The following is a 5,204-nucleotide window of genomic DNA, read 5'->3' as shown; positions in this document are numbered from 1 at the left end:
ACCCTTATTTGCAGAGAATGTGGTTTCAAAATCGCCTTGTTTGCGGTTTGAAGCGTTTATGTTTGCAGTTCGCTACACCTATCTGTGCAACTTCAGGAGATCGCTTTAAGATTGCCCCATCGCCGCAGTTATTCAACATCATTGCAATGGCTTATCAGGAGTAATGCCAATGACGCAAACAAGAATTGTTCTTAATCCCAAGTACAAACCCAAAGCCGAAGAAATCTTAGAAGCGACTGGAATCGATAACCTCTCTCAACTGTTTACCTTGCTGCTAGTCAATTACGGTGATTGTTTAGTTAACTGCTTAAAGCACTCACACCAACTACCTATACAGTCATCTCTAGTAGCTCAAACGCCTACACAAAACCCTCTTCAGCCACCATCTATCAAACCTCAGCCATCACCACAAGCTAAGAAATTTGCCCCAATGGGGAGCTTTTAAGCAATGAAATACAAAACACTTGGATTCTCTGTTGCTGCCCTTGGCTTTCTAGCCCTTGGCTATTTCGGAGTCCAGTACTTCGGACGTAACAATATGTTCACCATTGCCGCAGCTGTCGGGGGTGGAGGTGCAATCAGCTATGTACTTCAGAAACCGAGTCAGCCAGAAGCGCCAACCGCACCGATAAAAGCTCAAAGAAAAGGAAAGAAGTCATGAGCGACCAAGAAACCATGCAGACACAGCCATCACTAACAACAACCGAAATCATGACCATCATCCTGGGTTGCGAACAGACTCTCAGGTTCGTGCAAGCATCTCCCAATTACAAACAAATCGAAGCCTCCGAAAGGTTCAGTACATCGAATGACCTAAAAATAGGTGATGCAGTGCAAGCCTTGATGGAGATTCACGAAGCGATTCTAAATATCGAGTTTTATTCCCAAGTTGAGGGACAAACTTATGCTTTCAATGACAGCCTTACAGCGTAACCACCTGTATCAATTTCGTGGTCAACAACTGCGCTACAGCCATCAGTCTAATTGTCGAGTCAATGCACCTTTCATATTCAATGACTCGAAAGGCAGGCGAAGAGAATTAAGTCAAAACCAAGTGCAGAGGGAGGTTTTTGAACTTGTTGAGTTTTGTGAGAACTGATGATGAAGCGATTGCACCGACGACCAATCATTGCAATCGCCCCACTCCGGGACGTATCTCTCGCCGCAAAACGAAAAGTACACAAGGATTCTAACAAATGGCACTTAATTACAAAAATCCCAACGATTGGGGCAAATCACCTCTGACTGACCGCGCTTTGAGATTAGAGCAATTCAAAGCAGAAAATCCTGAACAATGGTCAGCAATGATTTCGGCGGATATTCAGGCGCTTGACACACCAATATTCGAGAGTGAAGATTACCCACCCTTCACTGGAACTGAATTCTTGGCAACTCATTCAACCATTGATGACCATCCATACTCTGCTGCATTTGGTCAATTCTTGGGTAATGGGATTGACGCGGACATTGCAAATACTTTGGCATTTGGCTCTAAGCGATTTGATTTAATTTCTGAAGATTTTGACGACCCGATAAGGCAACTGGCAACGAGAATCTATAGCCGATTTGAAGAGATGGGTTACTGGAGTAAAGTACCAGAATCTAACGATGATATCAACTACGACCACATACCTTATTAGGAGAATAACGCAATGGACTTTGCAATACGTAATCCGGTAGTTGGTCATAGTTCCCACATTGACGAGAAGGCGCAATCTTGGGGAGGGTTTGAGTCTGATATTCTGGGCTATCTTTCGGATATAAACAAGCTCGAACAGTTTGCCGACTATGCCAATAATGCCCAAGAATTATCTGACCGATTAGAACCTTTCTTAGACAACGCCAAGGTCGTCTTTGAAGCGATGGAGAAGTTAACAAAAGGTCAGGTGACTTGGACAGAACTTCGTAAACAATACGGCTCTCATGTTGCGGGTGCAATTGGTAAAATCCGTAAACTCAATTCGGAATTTGATTCAGAGATGAGTAAGATAGATGCCCAAGATAGAGCCGACTTGTTGCGGATTGACCAGAAACGTAAACACGCTTTAACTGAAGTTGCAGCCCAATTGCATCAAGATTTACAAGCTGAACTTTGGCGGCATGAAAACAAAATCAGCAGCATAGAAAATAAGCAAGTTGTGCAAGCTGAAAGACAGGCAATCACTACGGGATTAAGAGAGAAACGACAACAACTTTTAGCCCGTGCGCGGTACGGCTCAAGGGCATTAGAACCCAATCAAACACCCCAAGAAGTAATACCAGTTACTAGCCAAAATCATGCACCTGCGTCTAGTGTTTCTGCAACGGGAACAGTTCGCGGTTGGGGTGCGATGTTAGGTAACTTGTGGCAGAAGTTAGGCGATAGATAACTATTAGTTGAAAGGTTAAGGCTGATGCTAGTAAGGAAACGAAATGAAGATCCTCATAGCGTCAGCCCTTTTTCATTTGAAGGGCTGGCACAGACTCCACAACAACAGAAAATTGAGCAACCATCACAACCGCAACCGTTACCAGAAAACAATCGAGGTAGAACATTTAGACGTGCTGGTAATGCCTGTGAAATTGTCGCTGGCAGTTGTTTAAACAGTGCAGTTATTTTCACCTTTCACCTATTGCAAGTTCACCCAGTTGGAATGTTCTTGGCTGTGGGAACTGCACACCTGTATTTTACTGCCACTGCAACGGGTGAAGGCTTTAATAATTTCGTCACTAATTTAATGACTGGTTGCAGTGCATCACTGGCGTTATTATGTGCGCTTTCTGACCCGATTAGTGAGTGGAATGAAGCTCGGACTTCCACACAAACAGCTAATACTTCAATTGAGTCGGTTTATAAGCCAAAAACTGCTGAATCTTCAAGTTGGATGGATGGTGCAGGAGTGGGCATATTTCTAGCGATATTAATGATTTTTCTATTTGGTGGTAGGAGAGGTAAATGAATTATTTATCTGAGAAACATAAAACTTTATCCGAGTCGCAACAATCGGGTTTAATGAAGTGGTTCGGACAGTTACCGATGGATAAAAAAGCTGTTGCAATTGGGTTGAGTTTGACTGTGGGTATTAGTTCGGCTGCGATGGCGTGGCAGGGAACTAGCAGCGATCGGATCTACTTCTGCATCAAAACCCCTTTGAAAACATTGACCTGCTCAGACAAGAATGGACGACCTTTCAGGATGACCCCATTTTATTGGTCACAGTGGAAGAGTGATGGAATGCCGCGCCAAGTAGTGCGTGACCCAGCTATGGGGGTTAATGGGCTGGTGAAGGCAACTAACCCATACAAGCCGTTTTGGGGTTTTGGTGGATTCCTGGGGTTTGCGCTTGCTGGGTGGATGCTGCGACACTGCCAGTCGGAGGAGAAACAGAGAGCCGTATTTGAGGACATCGCCCAAAAACGGGATGCTGCAAAAGCAGAGATGGCTGCACGTTCCGAGCTACTAGAGAGTTACCGAGACGTTGCGATCGCAGAAGTTCAACTACAAGCTGACTTGGATCTAATCGCCAACGATCGCACAGTAGACATCCAAAAAGCCGAGATTTACGCCCACACCGAGATTGAAGTCACCCAAATGGAGGCAACTGATGCACTTTTCGAGGCGCAAACGGCGGGGATGACCGAAGAACAGAAAGCAGATTACATTAAGCAACTGCGTGAGATGAAAACGCCCTATCTACAAGGTAGCCAGACTTTACAGGGGACGATTGACCCCAACGATAAGGTTACTGGAGCAGACAACCAAGCGATCGCATCACAGGACAATAAAACGGCATGGGTGCAAAACTTAGTCAAACAAACTGCTCTTATCTGGGGCAACCAAGGGGGCGGTAAATCATGGCTAGCCCGTTATGTAATCCAACTCAAAAAACGAGCCGGCTACCGTGTGATTGTCCTTGACCCCGACTCGAACCGTAGTGAATGGCGAGGAGTTGAAAGTTATCACTCCTGGGATGAGATAGAGCAGCAGATCCGCAATTACTTAAAAGAACTGGAATCGAGGTTAAAAACTTTCAATGATTCCTCAATGAGTGAGGAGCAATGGCGGCAGAAACTTTGGGCATCAGGTAAAGCTTTGTCTTTAATCTGTGAGGAGGCCACCACATACGGCGACTTCATTAAAGATGCTGAACTGTTAGAGAAATTCGGGAAGCTGGCATTAACTAAAAGCCGTAAACAAGAGATGCCCCTAACGGTGGTTGCTCACAACAATACCCAGACTTGTTTGTTTGGCATTAAGGGATTACATAATCTTGTTTCTAAGATGCTGCAAGTTGAATGTTTGGCAGAAGTAGATTCAGTTACACTACAGCCTTCATCAACGGGTAAAGCAAAGGTAAAACTCGACAGTTCCAACGAATGGCTTGATGTGAATCTGCCCAAAATGACAGCGAAAATATCTGACTTTAGCGACGCTCTCCCAGCAGAATCTAATCCCAATCCCCCCATCGATAAAGCCACTTTAGAGCGCATTTATGAACTGGAATTAAATCTTGGTAACAAAGGAGATAATACACAAATTGATCAGAATAAATTATCACTAATGGCGCAAAAGCTGTATGAATATCTCACCAGAACTGAACGAATTGAAGCTGATGTAAGAGAGTTTAAGGGCAACTTTAAAGTACAGGGTGAGAGATTCACTGTAGAGCAAATAAAGGGCTGGATGTACGAAATTGTGGGGGCAGGTTTGGCGGACTGGATAGCCGAGGGTGTTATCAAGCTCAATCAAATTTGACTGCACTTTGTGTCTGGTGTCTAGCCCCAAAAACGCCCTTTTTTAGCGGACACAGGACACCAGACACCACAGACACCAAAGCTCAAAACCCTTGTATAGCCTAGACACCAGCAGACACCAGCCTAGACACCACCCAGACACCCAGTGTCTACTACGTGTCCGCTAGACACCAATAATAAATAACCGAATAAACAGTCATTTTTTATTAGAGGATTAATCAAATCATGCTGAAAATAGTAATTGTTGAACCAGAAACATTCACGCTCTTGGGCATCAAAGGTGCTATTTCACAATCTCCAGATATAGAAGTAACTGGTGATGCCACCAGTGGAAAGCTAGGGTTTCAGTTAATTGAACAGACCAACCCTGATGTTGTGTTAGTTGATTTATTATTACCCGACATGAGTGGTTTAGAACTGACTAGCTCAATCAAAAGGAAAACTAATAGTAAAGTGGTGATTTTTACTAA

The 5,204-nt window shown here is 44.2% G+C and carries 9 protein-coding genes; all 9 read left to right on the top strand.

Going from position 1 to position 5,204, the window contains the following annotated elements; genetic code table 11:
• Positions 1–169: 169 nt before the first annotated feature.
• Positions 170–445, top strand: coding sequence for a hypothetical protein (locus GNF10_RS34875; RefSeq protein ID WP_228039136.1), 276 nt, complete (start codon positions 170–172; stop codon positions 443–445).
• 3 nt (positions 446–448) lie between these two features.
• Positions 449–661 (top strand): hypothetical protein, encoded by a 213-nt coding sequence (locus GNF10_RS34870; protein WP_185582115.1) that lies wholly within the window; start codon positions 449–451, stop codon positions 659–661.
• Positions 658–933, top strand: coding sequence for a hypothetical protein (locus tag GNF10_RS34865; RefSeq protein ID WP_185582114.1), 276 nt, complete (start codon positions 658–660; stop codon positions 931–933). Before GNF10_RS34870 ends, GNF10_RS34865 begins: the two co-directional genes overlap by 4 nt.
• Entirely contained in the window at positions 905–1,099 is a 195-nt protein-coding gene (locus GNF10_RS34860) for a hypothetical protein (protein WP_185593180.1), read from the top strand. Before GNF10_RS34865 ends, GNF10_RS34860 begins: the two co-directional genes overlap by 29 nt.
• A gap of 97 nt (positions 1,100–1,196) precedes the next feature.
• Positions 1,197–1,640, top strand: a complete 444-nt coding sequence (locus GNF10_RS34855; protein WP_185607412.1) for a hypothetical protein — start codon at positions 1,197–1,199, stop codon at positions 1,638–1,640.
• Between the two features lie 12 nt (positions 1,641–1,652).
• Positions 1,653–2,369 (top strand): hypothetical protein, encoded by a 717-nt coding sequence (locus GNF10_RS34850; protein ID WP_185580739.1) that lies wholly within the window; start codon positions 1,653–1,655, stop codon positions 2,367–2,369.
• A gap of 24 nt (positions 2,370–2,393) precedes the next feature.
• Positions 2,394–2,939: a hypothetical protein gene (locus tag GNF10_RS34845; RefSeq protein WP_185582111.1), complete on the top strand. Its 546-nt coding sequence runs from the start codon at positions 2,394–2,396 to the stop codon at positions 2,937–2,939.
• Positions 2,936–4,735: an ATP-binding protein gene (locus GNF10_RS34840; RefSeq protein WP_185582110.1), complete on the top strand. Its 1,800-nt coding sequence runs from the start codon at positions 2,936–2,938 to the stop codon at positions 4,733–4,735. Before GNF10_RS34845 ends, GNF10_RS34840 begins: the two co-directional genes overlap by 4 nt.
• Before the next feature lie 224 nt (positions 4,736–4,959).
• A partial coding sequence (locus GNF10_RS34835) for a response regulator transcription factor (RefSeq protein WP_185593370.1) occupies positions 4,960–5,204 on the top strand: 245 nt, incomplete at its 3' end.

Source organism: Nostoc sp. UCD121, assembly GCF_014222285.1.
GTDB lineage: Bacteria > Cyanobacteriota > Cyanobacteriia > Cyanobacteriales > Nostocaceae > Nostoc.
Note: the sequence above shows the minus strand (reverse complement) of the source record. Positions and strands in the feature narration are given on the sequence as shown.